Genomic DNA, 19,790 nt, shown 5'->3' on the forward strand with positions numbered 1-19,790 from the left:
CCGCAGGCTAGAGCGACAGGCGTATCATTGCGCCACTGCAACACCCCTTTTTGACCGCGGTCGGCACGTACTGACCGAGGCATTTTTCCACTGCCGTGGGATGCAATGATGAGCAACCAGATTCCGGTACACGACGTCACTCCACCCACCAAGAACGCGAACAACAGCGTCGACCTCTATGCCTCCAGGGAAAAAATCTACACCCGCGCCTTCACCGGCCTGTTTCGTAACCTGCGGATGACCGGCGGTGCCGTGTTGTTCCTGCTGTATTTCGGCACGGTGTGGCTGAACTGGGGCGGTCATCAAGCCGTGTGGTGGAACGTGCCGGAGCGCAAGTTCTTCATTTTCGGCGCCACCTTCTGGCCCCAGGACTTCATTCTGCTGTCCGGCATGTTGATCATCGCCGCCTTCGGCCTGTTCTTCATCACCGTGTACGCCGGACGGGTCTGGTGCGGCTATACCTGCCCGCAAAGCGTCTGGACCTGGATCTTCATGTGGTGCGAAAAAGTCACTGAAGGTGACCGCAACCAACGCATCAAGCTCGACAAGGCGCCGATGAGCGCCAACAAGCTCCTGCGCAAGTTCAGCAAACACAGCCTGTGGCTGCTGATCGGTTTCGTCACCGGCATGACCTTCGTCGGCTACTTCTCGCCGATCCGCGAACTGGTGTTCGACTTCTTCACCGGCCAGGCGGATGGCTGGTCGTACTTCTGGGTCGGTTTCTTCACCCTCGCCACTTATGGCAACGCCGGCTGGTTGCGTGAACAGGTGTGCATCTACATGTGCCCGTACGCGCGCTTCCAGAGTGTGATGTTCGACAAGGACACCCTGATCGTTTCCTACGACCCGCGCCGTGGCGAAGGCCGTGGCCCGCGCAAAAAAGGCATCGACTACAAGGCTCAGGGCCTGGGCGACTGCATCGACTGCACCATGTGCGTCCAGGTCTGCCCGACCGGTATCGACATCCGCGACGGCCTGCAAATCGAATGCATCGGTTGCGCCGCCTGTATCGATGCCTGCGACGCCATCATGGACAAAATGGATTACCCGCGCGGGCTGATCAGCTACACCACCGAGCACAACCTGTCCGGGCAGATAACCCATAAACTGCGTCCGCGCCTGATTGGCTATGCCGTGGTGCTGCTGGCGATGATCAGCCTGCTGGCGACGGCGTTCTTCATGCGTGCACTGGTGGGCTTCGATGTCAGCAAGGACCGCGTGCTGTACCGCGAGAACGCCGAAGGCCGGATCGAAAACGTCTACAGCCTGAAAATCATGAACAAGGACCAGCGCGACCATACCTACCTGCTCGAAGCCTCCGGCCTGCCGGATCTCAAATTGCAGGGTCGACGCGAGATCAAGGTCGCGGCCGGCGAGATCATCAGCCAGCCTGCCGAGCTCTCCGTCGCACCGGAAAAACTGCCGTCGAGCACCAACGAGGTGAAATTCATCCTCAAGGACGCCGATGACGACAGCGTCCACATTGAAGCCAAGAGCCGGTTCATCGGCCCACAAATTCGTTGAGAGAACTGAACATGCCCGCAGCAACTGCCGCTAGTCCCTGGTACAAGCACCTCTGGCCGTGGATCATCATCGGGATCCTGGCCTGCTCGGTGACCCTGACCTTGTCCATGGTGACCATCGCGGTGAAGAACCCGGACAACCTGGTCAACGACAACTACTACGAGGCCGGCAAAGGCATCAACCGCTCCCTCGACCGTGAGCTGCTGGCCCAGACCCTGAAAATGCGCGCCAGCGTTCATCTCGATGGCATGACCGGCGAGGTTGACCTGCGCCTGAGCGGCGACAGCCAGCCCGGGACCCTGGAGCTGAACCTGATCTCGCCGACCCAACCGGAAAAGGATCGCAAGATCACCCTGACCCGCAGCGAAACCGAACAGGGCCGCTACATCGGCCAGTTGAGCGACAAGGTCGAAGGCCGGCGTTTTGTCGAGTTGCTCGGCACTCAGGACGAGCACATCTGGCGCATGTTCGAAGAAGAAATGGTCAGCCATGACAAAGACCTGCTGCTGGGTGACGAACCGCTGCAAGGTGCCGAAGACCTGAAGAAATAAAAATGCCATCGAATGTGGCGAGGGAGCTTGCTCCCGCTGGGGTGCGCAGCACCCCTAAAATCTGCAACTCAGTTCCTTCAGGTACAGCGAGTCCGCAGCACTACGACTGCTTCGCAGCCGAGCGGGACGATGCGGCGATCCGACAAGCTCCCTCGCCACAAAGGCTTTCATGGCTACAGAAATGACCACCCCACTCCCCTGCTACCACTGCGCCCTGCCCGTCCCGGCCGGCAGCCGCTTCACCGCGGCGGTCCTGGGGCAAACCCGCGAATTTTGCTGCCCGGGTTGCCAGGCCGTGGCCGAAGCCATTGTCGCCGGTGGCCTGGAAAGCTATTACCAGCACCGCAGCGAAGCCTCGGCCAACCCCGAAGCGCTGCCGGTGCAACTGGTGGATGAACTGGCGCTGTACGACCGTGCCGATGTGCAGCAACCCTTCGTTCGCCACGACGGCGAACTCGCCGAAACCACACTATTGATGGAAGGCATCAGCTGCGCGGCTTGCGGCTGGCTGATCGAAAAACACCTGCGCACCTTGCCGGCCGTGGCCGAAGCGCGCCTGAACCTGTCCAACCATCGCCTGCACGTACGCTGGGCCGATGGGCAATTGCCGCTGAGCCAGGTCCTCAGCGAGCTGCGTCACATCGGTTACGCCGCACACCCGTATCAGGCCGACCGGGCCAGCGAACAACTGGCCAGCGAAAACCGCCTGGCCCTGCGCCAGCTCGGCGTGGCCGGTTTGCTGTGGTTCCAGGCGATGATGGCAACCATGGCCACCTGGCCTGAATTCAACATCGACCTCAGCCCCGAACTGCACACCATCCTGCGCTGGGTCGCGCTGTTCCTCACCACTCCGATTGTGTTCTACAGCTGCGCGCCGTTCTTCAAAGGCGCCATGCGCGATCTGCGCACCCGCCACCTGACCATGGACGTTTCGGTGTCGCTGGCCATCGGTAGCGCTTACATCGCCGGGATCTGGACGTCGGTCACCGGGGTTGGCGAACTGTATTTCGATGCCGTCGGCATGTTTGCCCTGTTCCTGCTGGCCGGGCGTTATCTGGAACGCCGCGCCCGCGAACGCACCGCCGCCGCCACCGCGCAGCTGGTGAATCTGTTGCCCGCCTCGTGCCTGCGATTGACAACCGACGGCCAGAGCGAACGCATCCTGCTCAGTGAACTGCGTGTCGGCGATCAGGTGCTGGTTCATCCGGGCGCCATTCTCCCGGCTGACGGCAAGATCCTCGACGGCCAGTCGAGTGTCGACGAGTCCCTGCTGACCGGTGAATACCTGCCACAACCCCGCACCCTCGGCGACGCGGTCACCGCCGGCACAATGAATGTCGAAGGCGCACTGACCGTCGAGGTTCAGGCCCTGGGCCAGGACACTCGCCTCTCGGCCATCGTTCGCCTGCTCGATCGTGCCCAGGCCGAAAAGCCGCGCCTGGCGGAAATCGCCGACCGCGCCGCGCAATGGTTCCTACTGTTGTCGTTGATTGCGGCTGCGGTCATTGGCCTGCTGTGGTGGGAACTGGACTCATCGCGAGCATTCTGGATTGTGTTGGCGATGCTGGTAGCGACTTGCCCTTGCGCGTTGTCGCTGGCCACACCGACCGCCCTCACCGCCGCCACCGGCACATTGCACAAACTGGGCCTGCTGTTGACGCGTGGCCATGTGCTGGAAGGCCTGAACCAGATCGACACAGTGATTTTCGACAAGACCGGAACCCTCACCGAAGGTCGCCTGGCGCTGCGTTCGATCCGCCCCCTCGGCGCACTCGACAGCGATCAATGCCTGGGTCTCGCCGCCGCCCTGGAAAACCGCTCCGAACATCCGATCGCCCGCGCTTTCGGTCGTGCGCCGATGGCTGCCGAAGAAGTCCACAGCACACCGGGCCTTGGCCTGGAGGGGCTGGTTGATGGGCGACGTCTGCGCATCGGCCAACCGCGTTTCGTCTGCGAACTCAGCGGCGCCGTGGTGCCGTCGATGCCCGAAGAAGCCGGCCAATGGCTGCTGCTTGGCGACAGCCAGGGACCGCTGGTCTGGTTCGTCCTCGACGATCGCTTGCGGGCCGATGCGCCCGCACTGCTGGCCGCGTGCAAGGCGCGTGGCTGGCGCACGCTGCTGTTGTCCGGCGACAGCTCGCCGATGGTCGCCAGCGTGGCGGCGGAACTGGGTATCGATGAAGCCCGTGGCGGCTTGCGTCCGGACGATAAACTGCAGGTCCTGCAACAACTGCACAAGGAAGGTCGCAAGGTGTTGATGCTCGGCGACGGCGTCAATGATGTGCCGGTGCTGGCGGCTGCGGATATCAGCGTCGCCATGGGCTCGGCCACCGACCTTGCGAAAACCAGTGCCGATGCCGTGTTGCTGTCCAACCGCCTCGACGCGCTGGTGCAAGCCTTCAGCCTGGCGCGGCGCACCCGCCGGGTCATTATCGAGAACCTTCTGTGGGCCGGGTTGTACAATGGCCTCATGTTGCCCTTCGCCGCCCTCGGCTGGATCACTCCGGTCTGGGCGGCGGTGGGCATGTCGATCAGTTCGTTGACCGTGGTGTTGAACGCGCTGCGCCTGACTCGCATGCCGAGCGCGCCCGCCGCCAGCACTTCGCCAGAAACCCGCCCGCTGCCGGCCTGAGCCGCGCGGGCATGGAGTCCAGATGCCAGCTCTTTACGTGATGATTCCCGCTGCGCTGCTGATCGTGGCCATCGCCGTCTATATCTTCTTCTGGGCGGTGGACAGCGGTCAGTACGACGACCTCGACGGCCCGGCCCATAGCATCCTGTTCGACGACCAGGACCCGAACCACACCGCCGCCGTCGATGAGGCCAGCGGCCAACCGACCAAGCCGCAAGACAAGGCCCCGCCCCATGCTTGACCTTGCGCCACTGCTGGTGTCTGCGGTGATCCTCGGCTTGCTCGGCGGCGGCCATTGCCTGGGCATGTGCGGCGGCTTGATGGGCGCGCTGACCCTGGCGATTCCCAAGGAACAACGCAGTCGCCGCTTTCGCTTGTTGCTGGCCTACAACCTGGGCCGGATCCTGAGCTATGCCTGCGCCGGACTGCTGATCGGCCTGGCCGGATGGGCCGTGGCCAGCAGCCCGGCGGCGATGTTCCTGCGCATCCTTGCCGGCTTGCTGCTGATTGCCATGGGCCTGTACCTGGCCGGCTGGTGGAGCGGCCTGACCCGTATCGAAAGCCTCGGTCGCGGCCTGTGGCGGCATATCCAGCCAGTCGCCAACCGGTTGTTGCCGGTGTCGAGCGTTCCCCGTGCGCTGCTGTTGGGCGCGCTCTGGGGCTGGCTGCCGTGCGGTCTGGTTTACAGCACCTTGCTATGGTCGGCCAGCCAGGGCAACGCGCTGGACAGCGCATTGTTGATGCTCGCGTTCGGGCTCGGCACCTGGCCGGTGCTGCTGGCGACAGGCCTTGCCGCCGAGCGCATCACCGCACTGTTGCGCAAACGCAGCGTGCGGATGGCGGGTGGATTGCTCGTGATGCTGTTCGGCATCTGGACCTTGCCGGGGCCGCATCAGCATTGGCTCATGGGGCACTGACATTGTGGCGAGGGGGCTTGTCGGAATGCCGCACCACCCCGTTGGGCTGCGCAGCGGCCCCAAATCAGATAATGCAGTGAGTCAGTGAGAAAAAGTTGTTGGGTATACGACGGCTACGCCGCCGAACGGGGTGGTGCGGCATTCCGACAAGCCCCCTCGCCACAAAATGCACTTCACACTCCCCCTTGATGCAAATCAAGATGCCCCTCCCCGCCCTCGCATAAAGTGGCTGACACTGCCAGCCTATCCGGGGGAATGCCCGCATGATGCTCGACGCCATTCGTTGGGACACCGATCTGATCCGCCGTTATGACCTGGCGGGACCACGCTACACCTCGTACCCGACCGCCGTGCAATTCAACAGCCAGGTCGGCACTTTCGACCTGTTTCATGCCCTGCGCGACAGCCGCAAGGCCCAACGCCCGTTGTCGCTGTACGTGCACGTGCCGTTCTGCGCGAACATTTGCTATTACTGCGCCTGCAACAAGGTCATCACCAAGGATCGCGGGCGGGCGCAGCCGTATTTGCAGCGCCTGGAACAGGAAATCCAGTTGATCGCTTGCCACCTCGACCCCACGCAGAAAGTCGAGCAACTGCACTTCGGTGGCGGCACACCTACCTTTCTCAGCCACGACGAACTGCGCCAGTTGATGACGCATCTGCGCAAACACTTCAATTTGCTGGACGACGACTCCGGCGACTACGGCATCGAGATCGACCCGCGCGAGGCCGACTGGTCGACCATGGGCCTGCTGCGGGAACTGGGCTTCAATCGGGTGAGCATCGGCCTGCAAGACCTCGATCCGGCGGTTCAGCGTGCAGTCAATCGCCTGCAAAGCCTGGAAGAAACCCGCGCGGTGATCGACGCCGCCCGCACCTTGCAGTTTCGCTCGATCAACATCGACCTGATCTACGGCCTGCCAAGACAGACGCCGGAGAATTTCGCCCGCACCGTCGAAGAGGTCATCAACCTGCAACCGGACAGGTTATCGGTGTTCAACTACGCCCACTTGCCGGAACGCTTCATGCCCCAGCGGCGCATCAACAGCAATGAACTGCCAACACCCGCGCAGAAACTGGAAATGCTGCAGCGCACCATTGAGCAACTGATCAGCGCCGGCTACCGCTACATTGGCATGGACCACTTCGCCCTGCCCGACGATGAGCTGGCGATTGCCCAGGAAGAGTCGACCCTGCAACGCAACTTCCAGGGCTACACCACCCACGGTCATTGCGATCTGATCGGCCTTGGCGTGTCGGCGATCAGCCAGATCGGCGACCTGTACTGCCAGAACAGCAGCGACCTGACCGAGTACCAGAACGTCCTTGCATCCATGCAGCTCGCCACGAGCCGTGGCCTGCTGTGCAACGCCGACGACCGGCTGCGGCGCGCGGTCATCCAGCAATTGATCTGCAATTTCAGCCTGGAGTTTTCCGATATCGAACGGGCCTTCAACATCGATTTCCAGGGCTATTTCGGTGATCTCTGGCCCCAGCTGCAAGGCATGGCCAAAGACGGGCTGATCGAACTCGAACGCGACAGGATCACCATCCTGCCCGCCGGACGACTGTTGGCCCGCTCGGTGTGTATGGTGTTCGACGCGTACCTGGAACAACACAGTCGCCAGCGTTTTTCACGGGTAATCTAGAGCGCTGCGACAAAAGCGCCACAGGCTGGCCTCAATGTCCTCGGGTGAGTTACCCTTACGTCTTATGTGTGAATTCCCACAAGGATTGAAGAAATGTCCGAGCCAGTAAAACTGCGCGCTCATAATCAAGCCCATTGCAAGGATTGCAGCCTGGCCCCTCTTTGCCTGCCACTTTCGTTGAATCTGGAAGACATGGATGCGCTGGACGAAATCGTCAAACGCGGCCGGCCGCTGAAAAAAGGCGAATTTCTGTTCCGCCAGGGCGATACCTTCGATTCTGTTTACGCAGTCCGTTCTGGCGCCCTCAAGACCTTCAGCCTGAGCGACACCGGTGAGGAACAGCTCACTGGTTTCCACCTGCCCAGCGAACTGGTTGGCCTGTCGGGCATGGACACCGAAAAGCACCCGGTGTCGGCACAAGCCCTGGAAACCACCTCGGTGTGTGAGATTCCTTTCGAACGCCTCGACGAACTGGCCCTGCAATTGCCGCAGTTGCGCCGTCAGCTGATGCGCGTGATGAGTCGCGAAATCCGTGACGACCAGCAGATGATGCTGCTGTTGTCGAAAAAGACCGCCGACGAACGCATTGCCACCTTCCTGGTCAACCTCTCGGCACGTTTCCGCGCCCGGGGTTTTTCCGCCAATCAGTTCCGCCTGAGCATGTCGCGCAACGAAATCGGCAACTACCTGGGCCTGGCGGTGGAAACCGTGTCACGGGTCTTTACCCGCTTCCAGCAAAACGAACTGATTGCGGCAGAAGGCAAGGAAATCCGGATTATCGACCCGATCCAGCTGTGCGCCCTGGCCGGTGGCTCGCTGGAAGGCTGAAACAAAACGTTGCGGCTGAGCGAAACGGTTCAGCCGCCGTTATACTTCGTTGTTTGCAGCCCTGCCAGGACACCACGACGATGGTCTTCGACTCCTTCGACATCAAATCCCTCATCCGCCCTGTCATCGACTTCCCGAAACCGGGTGTGATCTTTCGCGACATCACCCCGCTGTTCCAGTCACCCACGGCCCTGCGCCTGGTGATGGACAGCTTCGCCCACCGTTACGTCGAGGCTGACTTCACCCACATCGGCGCGATGGACGCCCGTGGTTTCCTGATCGGTTCGGTACTGGCCTATCAGTTGAACAAGCCGCTGGTGCTGTTCCGCAAGCAAGGCAAACTGCCGGCTGAAGTGCTGGCCGAGGGCTATGCGACCGAATACGGCGAAGCCTTCCTGGAAGTGCACGCCGACAGCCTGTGTGAAGGGGATTCGGTGGTGATGTTCGATGACCTGATCGCTACCGGCGGCACCCTGATTGCCGCCGCCAACCTGATCCGCCGCATGGGCGCGCGGGTGCATGAAGCGGCGGCGATCATCGATCTGCCGGAACTGGGTGGCTCGCAGCGTCTGGAAGACATGGGCATTCCTACGTTCTGCCTGACGCAGTTTGCGTTGAGCGATAAGTAATCTGGCGCCTGTACTGACGCCATTCGCGAGCAAGCCCGCTCCCACATTTGACTGCGTTCTGTCAGGAAGAATGCAATTCACTGTGGGAGCGGGCTTGCTCGCGAAAGCGTCAGCCGCTACACCACCGAACTCAAAGCCCCATCTGCTTGCTGATGATCTCGTTCATCACTTCCCGCGTCCCGCCGCCAATCGACAGGATCCGGTTGTCGCGGTACAGCCGCTCCACCAGACTCTCGCGCATGTAACCCAGCCCACCGAGTATCTGCACCGCATCGGTGACGATCCGGTCCGCGGTATCCGTCGCAAAATTCTTGGCCATGGAAATCTCCTTGATCACGCTCTGCCCCGCCGCCATCTTCGCCGCCTGGCGGTATGTGAATTCCCGGGACACCTCCAGCGCGGTCGCCATCTCGGCGAGGCGATGCTTGATCACCTGAAACTTGCCGATCGGCTTGCCAAAGGCTTCGCGCTGGCGCGCCCATTTCAGGCTCTCTTCCAGCGCAAGTTGTGCGGTCATGTTGGCCATCAACGCCAGGGCCAGGCGTTCGCTCTGGAAATTGCCCATGATGCAGGCAAAGCCCATGTTCTCGGCACCGATCAGGTTTCCTACAGGCACCCGGCAATCATCGAAGAACAGTTCAGCGGTGTCTGACGCCCACCAGCCCATTTTCTTCAGCTGCCGTCCTACGGTGAAACCGGGCGTGCCCTTCTCGATCAGCAGCAGGCTGATGCCACCGAAACCTGGCTCGCCCGTTCGCACGGCAACGGTATAGAAATCCGCGCGCACGCCGCTGGTGATAAAGGTCTTGCTGCCACTGATCCGGTAGAAATCGTCGTCGCGCACGGCACGGGTTTGCAGGTTGGCGACGTCGGAGCCGCCGCCAGGCTCGGTGATGGCCAGGGCGCTGATCTTCTCTCCCGACAGCACCTGGGGCAGCACACGATCCCGCACTTCGGGCCGGGCCCACTTGAGAATGGGCGGCAAGCCGATATCCAGCGACCCCAGGCCGGCAACCAGCCCGCCTGAGCCGCAGCGCATCAACTCTTCACTGGCGGCAACCTTGGCGAACAGATCCCCTTCATGGCTGCCTCCGTAAGCTTCCGGATAACCGATGCCGAGAATCCCCGCTGCACCGGCCTTGAGGTAGAGCTCACGAGGAAAGCTTTCGGCTTCTTCCCACTGCTCGATATCAGGAAGTATCTCGCGCTCGACGAAACGTCTGACGCTGTCACGGACCAATTGGTGGCCGGGGTCGAAGTATTCCTGAAAGGCAGACATCGGCGAGCTCCACTGAAGAGGTCAGTGAAGTTAACCGAGCGCTTGCTTGGTTTTCAACAAAATTGTGTAAGTCAGGTAGAGCGAGGTGCCCTTATCGCGAGCAAGCTCGCTCTCACAGGGTATTGCGGCGTACACAAAACCAATGTGGGAGCGAGCTTGCTCGCGATGGCGTCAGCCCAAACAACACAAATTACAGAGTGATCGGCTTACGCCCGGCAAACGAATGCGCCAGTGTCCCGCCATCCACCAGCTCCAGCTCGCCACCCAGCGGTACGCCATGGGCGATGCGCGAGGCGATCAGGCCTTTGCTGCTGAGCAATTGGGCGATGTAGTGCGCCGTGGCTTCACCTTCCACGGTCGGGTTGGTGGCCAGGATGACTTCGGCGAACGTGCCGGCCTCCTCGATCCGCGCCATCAATTGCGGAATACCGATGGCTTCCGGCCCCAGGCCGTCGAGCGGCGAAAGATGCCCCTTGAGCACGAAATAGCGCCCGCGAAAACCGGTCTGCTCCACCGCATAGACGTCCATCGGGCCTTCCACCACGCAGAGCAAGGTGTCGTCGCGACGAGTATCGGCGCATTGCGGGCACAGATCATCTTCCGTCAGCGTACGGCACAAGCGGCAGTGACCAACCCCTTCCATGGCCTGGCTCAGGGCCAGCGCCAGGCGCGAGCCGCCGCTGCGGTCACGCTCGAGCAACTGCAACGCCATGCGCTGGGCGGTTTTCTGACCCACGCCTGGCAAAATTCGCAGGGCGTCGATCAGTTGGCGAATCAAAGGGCTGAAGCTCATGGTGGAAAAATCCGACAAAACAACGAGACGCGGTTTATACCCGCGCCTCGGTTGAGCGTCAAATTGCAGCGTCAATTACTCAGTCCCGGGAAACCCGAACCACCAGTTTGCCGAAGTTGCGCCCTTCCAGCATGCCGATAAACGCATCGGGCGCCTGTTCCAGGCCATCGACCACGTCTTCGCGGAACTTCACCTTGCCATCGCGTACCCAGGGCGCCATGGTGCTGAGGAATTCCGACTGGCGATCACCATAGTCATCGAACACGATGAAGCCCTGGATGCGCACCCGCTTGGTCAACAGGGTGCGCTGCAACAGTGGCAGGCGATCCGGGCCGCTCGGCGCCTCATGGGCGTTATAGGAGGCAATCAGGCCGCAGAGTGGAATCCGCGCCTTGGGGTTGAGCAACGGCACCACCGCGTCGAATACCTTGCCGCCGACGTTTTCGTAGTAGATGTCGATTCCCTTGCCACAGGCCTTGGCCAGTTCATCGGCAAAGTCCGGGCTCCTGTGGTCGATGCAGGCATCGAAGCCCAGCTCTTCGACGACATAGCGGCACTTGTTCGCACCACCTGCCACGCCAACCACGCGCAACCCCTTGATCTTCGCCACCTGGCCAACCACCGAGCCCACCGCCCCGGACGCCGCTGCAACCACCAGGGTTTCGCCGGCCTTCGGCTGGCCGATGTCCATCAGGCCCATGTACGCGGTCATGCCCGGCATCCCCAGCACCCCGAGAGCCATCGAAGGGTTTGGCAGCCCAGGAATCGGAATGATGCTGCGACCGTCATTGATGCTGTGGCTTTGCCAACCGGTGGCACCGACCACCAGGTCACCTTCCTGAAACTTCGGATTGAGGGAACGCTCGACCCGGCTGACAGCGCCCCCGGTCATGACTTCGCCGATTTCCACCGGAGCGGCGTAGGAAGGTGCGTCACTCATGCGTCCGCGCATGTAGGGGTCCAGCGACAGGAAAACGGTCTTGAGCAGCACCTCACCGTCGGCCAAGTCCGGCAGCGCCACCCGCTCCATGCGGAAGTTTTCCGGCGTTGGCGCGCCCACCGGGCGAGAAGCCAGGACAATGCGTTGATTGAGGGTCATGGTGTCGGACATGGCAGCGTCTCCTGTGATCGATGAGATTCAGTGATAGAGGGAGCAGACCTTTGTGGCGGTATGGCGTTCGATGTTTACTCAGTTGGACCGGGGTGAATTCTTCGCGAGCAAGCCCGCTCCCACATTTGGAATGCAATCCCCTGTGAGAGCGAGCCTGCTCGCGATGGTGGCATACCTGTCACTACCTACCCAATGGCCAGAAACAAAAATGCCAGGCGCTATGCCTGGCATTTTTGTAACTCATCTGCCGCCTGAAGGCGAATCAGAATGGCAGTTTCATGCCCGGCGGCAGTTGCATGCCCGCAGTCATGCTGCCCATCTTGTCCTGGCTGTTGGCTTCGATCTTGCGCACGGCATCGTTGACCGCGGAGGCGATGACCGCTTCCAGCATTTCCTTGTCGTCTTCGCTCATGCCTTCGACCAGGCTCGGGTCGATGGTCACGCTCTTGACGTCATGACGACCGGTCATCACCACGGTGACCATATCGCCACCGGCCTTACCGGTGACTTCGGCGTTGGCCAGTTCTTCCTGCATCTTGGCCATTTTTTCCTGCATCTGCTGCGCCTGCTTCATCAGGCCGGCCATGCCACCTTTCATCATGGTAATCACCTCAAAAGTACTTGGATTAAAACAGCGCCCGGCCCATGCGGCCGGACGCCTTCAGTTATTAGCCCTGAGTGACCAGGACGTCGACAGGTTCAATAGTATCGTTACGGACCACCGCACCGAACTGCTGCATCATTTGCTGGATGAACGGATCACCGTGGATCGATTCCTCCGCCTCGCGCTGACGGTTGGCGCGGCGGCGCGAAGCCGCTTGTGCCGGGGTTTCCTGCTCGGGCTTGATCAGCTCGATGCTCAGGGTCAGCGTGCGCTGGTGATACTGGTTCAGCGCATCGTTGAGGCGACGCTGTTGAGTGGCGTTGAACAAGGCACTGTGGGCCGGGTCCAGGTGCATCAGCCAATTGTCGCCATCCACCGCGATCAGCGTGCAGTTGGCGGCGATGCTGCCGGTCATGCCGGAGATCGGCAATTTCGGGAACAGCTCCAGCCATTGCAGGGCCAGACCGGTGGCCGGCATTGCCGCGGGTTCAGGCTCGGGTTCCGGGGCCGGGTCGGCAGCGTGCTCGCTGGCCAGTTCGTCGAGGTAACTGTAGGCCGAATCCATGTCCGGCTCGATGTAATCTTCGTCCAGCGGCGGCTCGTCATCCAGGTCCATGCCAGGCGTCGCGGCATCGACTTCGGCCACCGAAGGTTCCGGGATCGGCGCGGCGGCCCATTCCGGGGCGTCCGGCACCACGCTGTCCGGTGTCGGCAACGGCATCGGCGGTAATTCGGGTTGTTCGCTGGCGGTTTCCAGCACCGGCTCCGCCGACGGTTGCTGGACGGGCGCTGGCTCGACCGGGTCATTCCACGGCAGGTCGACCACCTCTTCGACCACGATCACTTCAACCACAGGCGCAGGCGCAGGTTCAGGCACAACGACCGGCGCAACCGGTTCCGGTGCAGGCGCTGGAGCCGCCACTGGCGCAGCTGCTACCGGGGCAATGGCCGCAGCGACTACCGGCGCAACAACCGGCGCGGCAGCCACTGAGTTTGCGGAATCAACTGTGGCCTGGCTGATCCCCACTGGCTTTAGCGGTTGCCTCGGGGCATCCGCGGTGTCTGCGGGCCGGAACGCCAGCATCCGCAGCAACACCATTTCAAAACCGCCCCGGGGATCCGGTGCCAGCGGTAAATCGCGGCGGCCGATCAGGCCCATTTGGTAGTAGAACTGCACATCTTCGGCCGGCAACGCTTGGGCCAGTGCCAGCACGCGATCACGGTCGCCGTGACCGTTGTCGACACCTTCCGGCAGGGCCTGGGCGATAGCAACACGGTGCAGCACATTGAGAATTTCCGAGAGCACGCCGTTCCAGTCCGGGCCTTGTTCGGCCAGGTGGCGGACGGCTTCGAGCAACGCCTTGGCATCGCCTTCGATCAACGCATGCAGGACGTCATAGACCTGCCCGTGATCGAGGGTGCCGAGCATCGCGCGCACGTCGGCGGCCATGACTTTGCCTTCACCGAAGGCAATCGCCTGGTCGGTCAGGCTCATGGCATCACGCATCGACCCGTCGGCGGCACGGCCCAGCAGCCACAGCGCATCGTCCTCGAACGGCACGTTCTCGACACCCAATACGTGGGTCAGGTGCTCGACAACGCGTTCCGGTGTCATGTTCTTCAAGGAGAACTGCAAGCACCGCGACAGAATCGTTGCAGGAAGTTTCTGCGGATCAGTGGTCGCCAGGATGAACTTGACGTAGGGTGGCGGCTCTTCAAGGGTTTTGAGCAGTGCGTTGAAGGAATGGCTGGAGAGCATGTGCACTTCGTCGATCAGGTAGACCTTGAAGCGCCCACGGCTCGGGGCGTACTGCACGTTGTCGAGCAATTCTCGGGTATCTTCGACCTTGGTGCGGCTCGCGGCGTCGATCTCGATCAGGTCGACAAAGCGGCCTTCGTCGATTTCGCGACACACCGAACACTCGCCACAGGGAGTCGAAGTGATACCTGTCTCGCAGTTAAGGCATTTGGCAATGATCCGCGCGATGGTGGTCTTGCCGACCCCACGGGTACCGGTAAAGAGGTAGGCGTGGTGCAGCCGCTGGCTGTCCAAGGCATTGATCAGAGCCTTGAGCACATGGGTCTGGCCGACCATTTCGCGGAACGAGCGCGGACGCCATTTACGTGCAAGAACCTGATAACTCATCGAAAACCGTCGCAGCGAAGGAAGCAGAAGCGGCTAATGCTAGCGGAGCAAGGGACAAATTGCATCCGGTGCGCTCGTGTATTGTGGCTAAGCTGCACATCGGGGTCTTTTAATGGAGTGTTTATGCGGCTGGCCTTGGGGGCATTGCTGTTGATCAGCCTGGACAGCGTGGCTGCGCAAGCACCGCTGCGCTTCGTGATAACCGATAGCTGGACCATGCCCATGGTGCAGATTGAACGAGGCAAACCAACCCAGGGCATCCTGTATGACGTGATGCTCAGCCTCGCGACCCAGGTTGGCGTACCGGCCGAATTCCATGTATTGCCCCGCAGGCGCATACAAAGCGCCATGGAGCAAGGCGAGGTCGATGTCCGCTGTTATGTCGCGCAATCGTGGCTGCCCGATCAGCTTGGCGATTTTCTCTGGAGTATCCCGCTCTTTGTTCAACCCGACGTGTTGATCACCCGGCATGCGTCGCCCGGCGCAGTCAAACCCGCCGACTTGCCGCAACAGTCCATTGGAACCGTGCTGGGCTACAGCTACCCGACCCTGCAGCCACTGTTCGACACCGGCCAACTGCAACGCGACGACGCACGCAATCAGGAACAAGTAATGGAAAAACTCCTGGCCGGCCGCAACGACTATGCCGTCAGCAATCAATGGAGCCTGGACTGGTTCAATCACCGCCTGCTGCCGGAGCAGCAACTGCAAGGCGTGGCAGTGCTGCAGGAACACCGTATTGGCTGCTACGTTCGCAACGACCCGAAGATCCCGGTGCAGAGCATCCTGAGTACCCTGGCGCGGATGAAGATGTCCGGGGAGATCGATGAAATTGTTCGGCTGTATATCGGTGGCGAGCCTGCGGCTGTGGATAAACCGCAAACGACAAAAAACCACCCCGGAGAAGATCCTGGCAGCTAGCGAAAGTCTGAATTCAGAAAGATAACGCGGGAGAACACTCGCGTGGCGTTAAGGTGGTAACCCCACCAGCCACACCCCGGCACACAATGTTCCCGCTGTGGCTGCTTCCTTCCGGATCTGACCAGGTTCACGGGTAATCGTTGCGGGGGGACCGATGGGGTCACCATAACGACGCTCACCTGTCGGCGAGCCGCGCCATTGTACCTATCTGAGACGAAGTTACAACCGTTGGTTTCGGATTAAAAACATGAGGGGCTTCAAGCACTTGCTATTGCGCCTCTAGCACCTCGTCCGCCCTGCCGCCCTCCTGTTGAATCACCAGGTGGATAAAGTGCAGCTTGGCGATGACGGCTGGCGGCAGGACGAACGGATAGAAATCCGGCTGCCCCATGCTGCGTGACAATTCGTTGAGCATGCCCGCCAGTTCGATCCACGCATTGACGAACGACAGGAACGCCACGCCGCCGGGATGCTGCGGATCGTAGAGAGTATCCAACGGAAACGGCTGATAGTCGAAGTCCATTTCCCGGGCACTCATGCCAAACCCCAGCGCGGTGTCCACCGCATCCATCATGTGCAGGTAATGGGCCCAGGTTTCGGCCCAGTCTTCCCACGGGTGCATGGTGGCGTAGGCGCTGACGTAGTGCTGCTGCCAGTCGAGCGGTGCGCCCTGCTGATAATGCCGCTCGAGGGCGTCGGCATAGCTGGCGCGCTCATCGCCGAACAATCCGCGAAAAGGCTCAAGCCATTGGCTATCGGCGATCAATCGATCCCAGTAGTAATGCCCGACTTCGTGACGGAAATGCCCGAGCAGCGTGCGATAGGGTTCGTGCATTTGCACCCGCACCTGCTCGCGATGGGCATCGTCGGCCTCCTTGACATCGAGGGTGACCAGGCCATTGGCGTGGCCGGTGGTGGGCGGTTTGCCTTCGAGGTCCACGCCGATGAAATCGAAGGCGAGGCCCGTCTCTTCATCGACAGTTTTGGGAATCACCTGCAACCCCAGGCTGAGCAGTTGCGCGACCAGACGCCGCTTGGCGGTTTCCACTTTGCGCCAGCGCTCGTGGTTTTCGGCTATCGACAGATCAGGAATGGTGCGATTGAGGCTGCAGGCAATGCACAAGACGTCATGGTCATTGGCAGACAACAACCAATTACAGGCCGCCGGGGAGTCGAGGTTGGCGCAGCGTCGAAACAGGCCTGCCCCAGGATCGGCATCCAGCAGCCAGGTGCCCGCCTGCACACCCGGTTGCAGCGCAGACAAGCGACTCTGCTCCGGCTGATAACCCAACGCCGCCGAACAGGCCAGGCACTGGCTGTTGCGAAAGAACAGCGACTGCCCGCAACGACAGGACCAGACCTTGCTGTTGCGCGAGCTTTCGCCCATGAACGGCGCGGCGATGCGCGAGCTGAGCTGCTCGAAGAAAGGGTACATGGCGATCTCTCCCTGGGGCTTGCAGAGACTAGATCATTCTTGCTCGCACATCGTTCCGCTTTTTTGTGGCGAGGGAGCTTGCTCTCGCTGGGGTGCAAGCAGCCCTGTGCTGTCTTGGTGCCTGCTGCGCAGGCAAGCGGGAGCAAGCTCCCTCGCCACAGGGTTCGTGCTAGATCGGGATGTTGTGATCCTTCAGGAACACCACAAACGCCTCTTCATCCAGCACCTTTAGCCCTAGCTCATTGGCCTTGGTCAATTTCGAACCGGCACCCGGCCCTGCGACCACGCAATGGGTCTTGGCCGACACCGAGCCGGCGACCTTGGCGCCAAGGCTTTCGAGTTTGTCCTTGGCGATATCCCGGCTCATCAGCTCCAGCGAGCCGGTCAGCACCCAGGTCTGCCCGGCCAGCGGCAAACCTTCGACGACCTTCTTCTCGCTCTGCCAGTGCATGCCGAAATCGGCCAGTTGCTTCTCCGCCGCTTCGGCCAACTGGCGATTGTCCTCGACCGCAAAAAATTCGCGCACCGAATTGGCCTGCTTCTCCGGCAGTGCCTGGCGCATATCCAGCCAGTCAGCACCGATCACCGCCTGCAACGAGCCGAATTTGTCCGCCAGTTTCTGCGCCCCGCCCGGTCCGACCAAGGGGATATGCAGCTTGTCGAGGAAACCACCCAGGGTGGTGCTCGCCGAAAACTCGGCACCCAACTCGCCCTGATCCTGAATCTGCAAACCATGCTTGAGCAGTTCCGCGATCACCTGCTGGTTATGCGCGTCCTCGAAGAAGCTGTGGATCTCGTGCGCGACTTCCAGGCCAACATCCGGCAAGTACGTGAGCACCTGCGGCAAGGCCTGCTGCACCCGCTCCAGCGAGCCCAGGGAACGCGCCAGTACCTTGGCCGTCTCCTCGCCGACATCGGGAATCCCAAGGGCGTAGATGAACCGCGCCAGGCCCGGCTTCTTGCTGTCTTCGATGGCGCCGAGCAGGTTCTTGCTCGACAGTTCGGCAAAGCCTTCCAGATCGACAATCTGCTCGAACGTGAGGGCGTACAGATCGGCCGGCGAGCTCACCAGGCCTTCGTCGACCAGTTGCTCGACGCTCTTCTCTCCCAGGCCTTCGATGTCCATGGCGCGACGGGAAACGAAGTGAATGATCGCCTGCTTGAGTTGCGCGCCACAGGCCAGACGACCGACGCAGCGATACACCGCGCCTTCGCTCACCGTCTCGCGACCCTTGCTGCGCTTGATCAACTGCGTGCGCTCGACATGGGAACCGCACACCGGGCACTGCTCGGGAATCTGCACCGGCCGGGCGTTTTCCGGACGACGCTCCATGACCACTTGCACCACCTGCGGAATCACATCACCGGCGCGGCGAATGATCACCGTGTCGCCGATCATCAGGCCCAGGCGCGCAACTTCGTCCATGTTATGCAGGGTGGCGTTGGCCACCGTGACGCCCGCAACCTTGACCGGTTTCAGGCGTGCCACCGGCGTCACCGCCCCGGTACGGCCGACCTGGAACTCCACATCGAGCAGCTCGGTGAGTTCTTCCATCGCCGGGAATTTGTGGGCGATAGCCCAGCGCGGTTCGCGGGCGCGAAAACCCAGCTCGCGCTGGGAGGCAATGCTGTTGACCTTGAACACCACGCCGTCGATTTCATACGGCAACGCACTGCGACGCTCACCGATGTCGCGGTAGTAATCCAGGCACTCGGCGATGCCGTGCGCCAGTTTCAGCTCATGGCTGATCGGCATGCCCCAGGCCTGGAGTTGCTGCAAATTGCCGATGTGCGTATCGGCAATGTCCGCCGACACCTGGCCGATGCCGTAGCAGCAGAACTCCAGCGGGCGATTGGCGGTGATCTTCGAATCCAGCTGGCGCAAGCTGCCTGCCGCTGCGTTGCGTGGGTTGGCGAAGGTCTTGCCGCCGACTTCCAGTTGCGTGGCGTTGAGCCGCTCGAAACCGGCCTTGGACATGAACACTTCGCCGCGCACTTCCAGGGTCGCCGGCCAGCCAGTACCGTGCAGCTTGAGCGGGATGTTGCGTACGGTGCGCACGTTGACGCTGATGTCTTCGCCGGTGGTGCCGTCCCCACGAGTCGCGCCGCGCACCAGGATGCCATCCTGATACAGCAGGCTGACGGCCAGGCCATCGAGCTTGGGCTCACAGCTGTACTCGACGGTTGCGCCGCCACCGAACAGATCGCCGGCCGGCAGGTCCAGGCCTTCGGTCACCCGGCGGTCGAACTCGCGCATGTCGGTTTCTTCGAAGGCGTTGCCGAGGCTGAGCATCGGCACTTCGTGACGCACCTGGGTAAACGCCGACAGCGCCGCGCTGCCCACTCGCTGGGTGGGCGAGTCGCTGGTGATCAGTTCGGGATTGGCCGCTTCCAGAGCCTTGAGCTCGTTGAACAAGCGGTCGTATTCGGCGTCCGGAATGCTCGGCTCGTCGAGCACGTGGTAACGATAGTTGTGCTGATCCAGCTCAGCGCGCAGCTCTAAAATACGGTTCTTGGCGGCGGTCATGGGTGTTCTCTCATAATCGAGTAGGAGGCGGATTTACATCCGCCGTCCTCTCACACCACCGTACGTACGGTTCCGTATACGGCGGTTCAGGTTAAGCGGTTAAGCCGGGTTATCGTATCCAGTATTGAGACCAGCCCGAGTCGATCCCAGAGTTTCTTCGGCAGCGCCTGATTCATATGGGGTGCTCCCGAATTCCACCAAGGGCCTCGACCGTTGAATGCTGAGTGACAAGCACGAGCTTCGT

The 19,790-nt window shown here is 61.5% G+C and carries 16 protein-coding genes, 1 other RNA gene and 1 pseudogene; 9 read left to right on the forward strand and 9 right to left on the reverse strand.

The features are described from left to right. Positions 1–108 precede the first annotated feature (108 nt). The 8 genes from ccoG (at position 109) to KGB07_RS14605 (ending at position 8,730) form a co-directional block, all read left to right on the forward strand. A complete protein-coding gene (gene ccoG, locus KGB07_RS14570; RefSeq protein WP_046041341.1) occupies positions 109–1,524 on the forward strand; it encodes a cytochrome c oxidase accessory protein CcoG in 1,416 nt (471 codons plus the stop codon). Between the two features lie 11 nt (positions 1,525–1,535). Next, positions 1,536–2,075, forward strand: a complete 540-nt coding sequence (locus tag KGB07_RS14575; RefSeq protein WP_046041339.1) for a FixH family protein — start codon at positions 1,536–1,538, stop codon at positions 2,073–2,075. A gap of 181 nt (positions 2,076–2,256) precedes the next feature. Then, on the forward strand, positions 2,257–4,707 hold the full coding sequence (locus KGB07_RS14580) for a heavy metal translocating P-type ATPase (protein WP_223465744.1): 2,451 nt from the start codon (positions 2,257–2,259) through the stop codon (positions 4,705–4,707). A gap of 22 nt (positions 4,708–4,729) precedes the next feature. Further along, positions 4,730–4,948, forward strand: coding sequence for a cbb3-type cytochrome oxidase assembly protein CcoS (gene ccoS / locus KGB07_RS14585; RefSeq protein WP_046041335.1), 219 nt, complete (start codon positions 4,730–4,732; stop codon positions 4,946–4,948). After that, positions 4,941–5,624 carry a sulfite exporter TauE/SafE family protein gene (locus tag KGB07_RS14590; RefSeq protein ID WP_046041333.1) on the forward strand — a complete coding sequence of 228 codons (684 nt, stop codon included), beginning with the start codon at positions 4,941–4,943 and terminating at the stop codon, positions 5,622–5,624. Before ccoS ends, KGB07_RS14590 begins: the two co-directional genes overlap by 8 nt. A 266-nt stretch (positions 5,625–5,890) precedes the next feature. Beyond that, the gene (gene hemN / locus KGB07_RS14595) at positions 5,891–7,273 is read left to right on the forward strand and encodes an oxygen-independent coproporphyrinogen III oxidase (RefSeq protein ID WP_046041427.1); all 1,383 of its coding nucleotides are present in this window, start codon (positions 5,891–5,893) and stop codon (positions 7,271–7,273) included. A gap of 93 nt (positions 7,274–7,366) precedes the next feature. Next, positions 7,367–8,101, forward strand: coding sequence for a fumarate/nitrate reduction transcriptional regulator Fnr (gene fnr, locus KGB07_RS14600; RefSeq protein ID WP_046041331.1), 735 nt, complete (start codon positions 7,367–7,369; stop codon positions 8,099–8,101). 80 nt (positions 8,102–8,181) lie between these two features. Continuing rightward, positions 8,182–8,730, forward strand: a complete 549-nt coding sequence (locus KGB07_RS14605) for an adenine phosphoribosyltransferase (RefSeq protein ID WP_008050206.1) — start codon at positions 8,182–8,184, stop codon at positions 8,728–8,730. Positions 8,731–8,860: 130 nt separating this feature from the next. Here KGB07_RS14605 and KGB07_RS14610 read toward each other — a convergent pair whose 3' ends face one another. The 5 genes from KGB07_RS14610 to dnaX all read right to left on the reverse strand — a co-directional run bounded on the left by KGB07_RS14610 (position 8,861) and on the right by dnaX (position 14,663). Beyond that, positions 8,861–10,009: an acyl-CoA dehydrogenase family protein gene (locus KGB07_RS14610; RefSeq protein WP_223465745.1), complete on the reverse strand. Its 1,149-nt coding sequence runs from the start codon at positions 10,007–10,009 to the stop codon at positions 8,861–8,863. Between the two features lie 190 nt (positions 10,010–10,199). Next, the gene (gene recR, locus KGB07_RS14615; protein WP_046041325.1) at positions 10,200–10,802 is read right to left on the reverse strand and encodes a recombination mediator RecR; all 603 of its coding nucleotides are present in this window, start codon (positions 10,800–10,802) and stop codon (positions 10,200–10,202) included. Between the two features lie 79 nt (positions 10,803–10,881). Beyond that, a complete protein-coding gene (locus tag KGB07_RS14620; RefSeq protein WP_046041323.1) occupies positions 10,882–11,913 on the reverse strand; it encodes an NADP-dependent oxidoreductase in 1,032 nt (343 codons plus the stop codon). A 262-nt stretch (positions 11,914–12,175) separates the two neighbouring features. After that, complete coding sequence (locus KGB07_RS14625) at positions 12,176–12,514, reverse strand: YbaB/EbfC family nucleoid-associated protein (protein WP_007971455.1); 339 nt, start codon at positions 12,512–12,514, stop codon at positions 12,176–12,178. A 67-nt stretch (positions 12,515–12,581) separates the two neighbouring features. Next, complete coding sequence (dnaX, locus tag KGB07_RS14630; protein WP_223465746.1) at positions 12,582–14,663, reverse strand: DNA polymerase III subunit gamma/tau; 2,082 nt, start codon at positions 14,661–14,663, stop codon at positions 12,582–12,584. A 123-nt stretch (positions 14,664–14,786) separates the two neighbouring features. On the opposite strand from dnaX, the gene KGB07_RS14635 reads away from it, so the two are divergent. After that, complete coding sequence (locus tag KGB07_RS14635; protein ID WP_223465747.1) at positions 14,787–15,584, forward strand: substrate-binding periplasmic protein; 798 nt, start codon at positions 14,787–14,789, stop codon at positions 15,582–15,584. Between the two features lie 60 nt (positions 15,585–15,644). On the opposite strand, the gene ffs is transcribed toward KGB07_RS14635, so the two are convergent. The 4 genes and pseudogenes from ffs to KGB07_RS14655 form a co-directional block, all read right to left on the reverse strand. After that, an RNA gene (gene ffs, locus KGB07_RS14640) (signal recognition particle sRNA small type) lies at positions 15,645–15,741 on the reverse strand. A 111-nt stretch (positions 15,742–15,852) separates the two neighbouring features. Next, positions 15,853–17,019, reverse strand: a complete 1,167-nt coding sequence (locus KGB07_RS14645) for a putative zinc-binding metallopeptidase (protein ID WP_223465749.1) — start codon at positions 17,017–17,019, stop codon at positions 15,853–15,855. Positions 17,020–17,188: 169 nt separating this feature from the next. Continuing rightward, the gene (ligA, locus tag KGB07_RS14650; RefSeq protein WP_046043931.1) at positions 17,189–19,546 is read right to left on the reverse strand and encodes an NAD-dependent DNA ligase LigA; all 2,358 of its coding nucleotides are present in this window, start codon (positions 19,544–19,546) and stop codon (positions 17,189–17,191) included. Between the two features lie 86 nt (positions 19,547–19,632). Further along, a pseudogene (locus tag KGB07_RS14655) lies at positions 19,633–19,790 on the reverse strand (group II intron reverse transcriptase/maturase); the annotation flags it as partial.

Source organism: Pseudomonas sp. GL-RE-26 (assembly GCF_019956275.1).
GTDB lineage: Bacteria > Pseudomonadota > Gammaproteobacteria > Pseudomonadales > Pseudomonadaceae > Aquipseudomonas > Aquipseudomonas grandcourensis.

Bases quoted from the DNA above. Each gene is read 5' to 3' on its own strand.
- ccoG (WP_046041341.1), top strand. From the start codon at position 109: ATGAGCAACCAGATTCCGGTACACGACGTCACTCCACCCACCAAGAAC.
- KGB07_RS14575 (WP_046041339.1), top strand. From the start codon at position 1,536: ATGCCCGCAGCAACTGCCGCTAGTCCCTGGTACAAGCACCTCTGGCCG.
- KGB07_RS14580 (WP_223465744.1), top strand. From the start codon at position 2,257: ATGACCACCCCACTCCCCTGCTACCACTGCGCCCTGCCCGTCCCGGCC.
- ccoS (WP_046041335.1), top strand. From the start codon at position 4,730: ATGCCAGCTCTTTACGTGATGATTCCCGCTGCGCTGCTGATCGTGGCC.
- KGB07_RS14590 (WP_046041333.1), top strand. From the start codon at position 4,941: ATGCTTGACCTTGCGCCACTGCTGGTGTCTGCGGTGATCCTCGGCTTG.
- hemN (WP_046041427.1), top strand. From the start codon at position 5,891: ATGCTCGACGCCATTCGTTGGGACACCGATCTGATCCGCCGTTATGAC.
- fnr (WP_046041331.1), top strand. From the start codon at position 7,367: ATGTCCGAGCCAGTAAAACTGCGCGCTCATAATCAAGCCCATTGCAAG.
- KGB07_RS14605 (WP_008050206.1), top strand. From the start codon at position 8,182: ATGGTCTTCGACTCCTTCGACATCAAATCCCTCATCCGCCCTGTCATC.
- KGB07_RS14610 (WP_223465745.1), bottom strand. From the start codon at position 10,009: ATGTCTGCCTTTCAGGAATACTTCGACCCCGGCCACCAATTGGTCCGT.
- recR (WP_046041325.1), bottom strand. From the start codon at position 10,802: ATGAGCTTCAGCCCTTTGATTCGCCAACTGATCGACGCCCTGCGAATT.
- KGB07_RS14620 (WP_046041323.1), bottom strand. From the start codon at position 11,913: ATGTCCGACACCATGACCCTCAATCAACGCATTGTCCTGGCTTCTCGC.
- KGB07_RS14625 (WP_007971455.1), bottom strand. From the start codon at position 12,514: ATGATGAAAGGTGGCATGGCCGGCCTGATGAAGCAGGCGCAGCAGATG.
- dnaX (WP_223465746.1), bottom strand. From the start codon at position 14,663: ATGAGTTATCAGGTTCTTGCACGTAAATGGCGTCCGCGCTCGTTCCGC.
- KGB07_RS14635 (WP_223465747.1), top strand. From the start codon at position 14,787: ATGCGGCTGGCCTTGGGGGCATTGCTGTTGATCAGCCTGGACAGCGTG.
- KGB07_RS14645 (WP_223465749.1), bottom strand. From the start codon at position 17,019: ATGTACCCTTTCTTCGAGCAGCTCAGCTCGCGCATCGCCGCGCCGTTC.
- ligA (WP_046043931.1), bottom strand. From the start codon at position 19,546: ATGACCGCCGCCAAGAACCGTATTTTAGAGCTGCGCGCTGAGCTGGAT.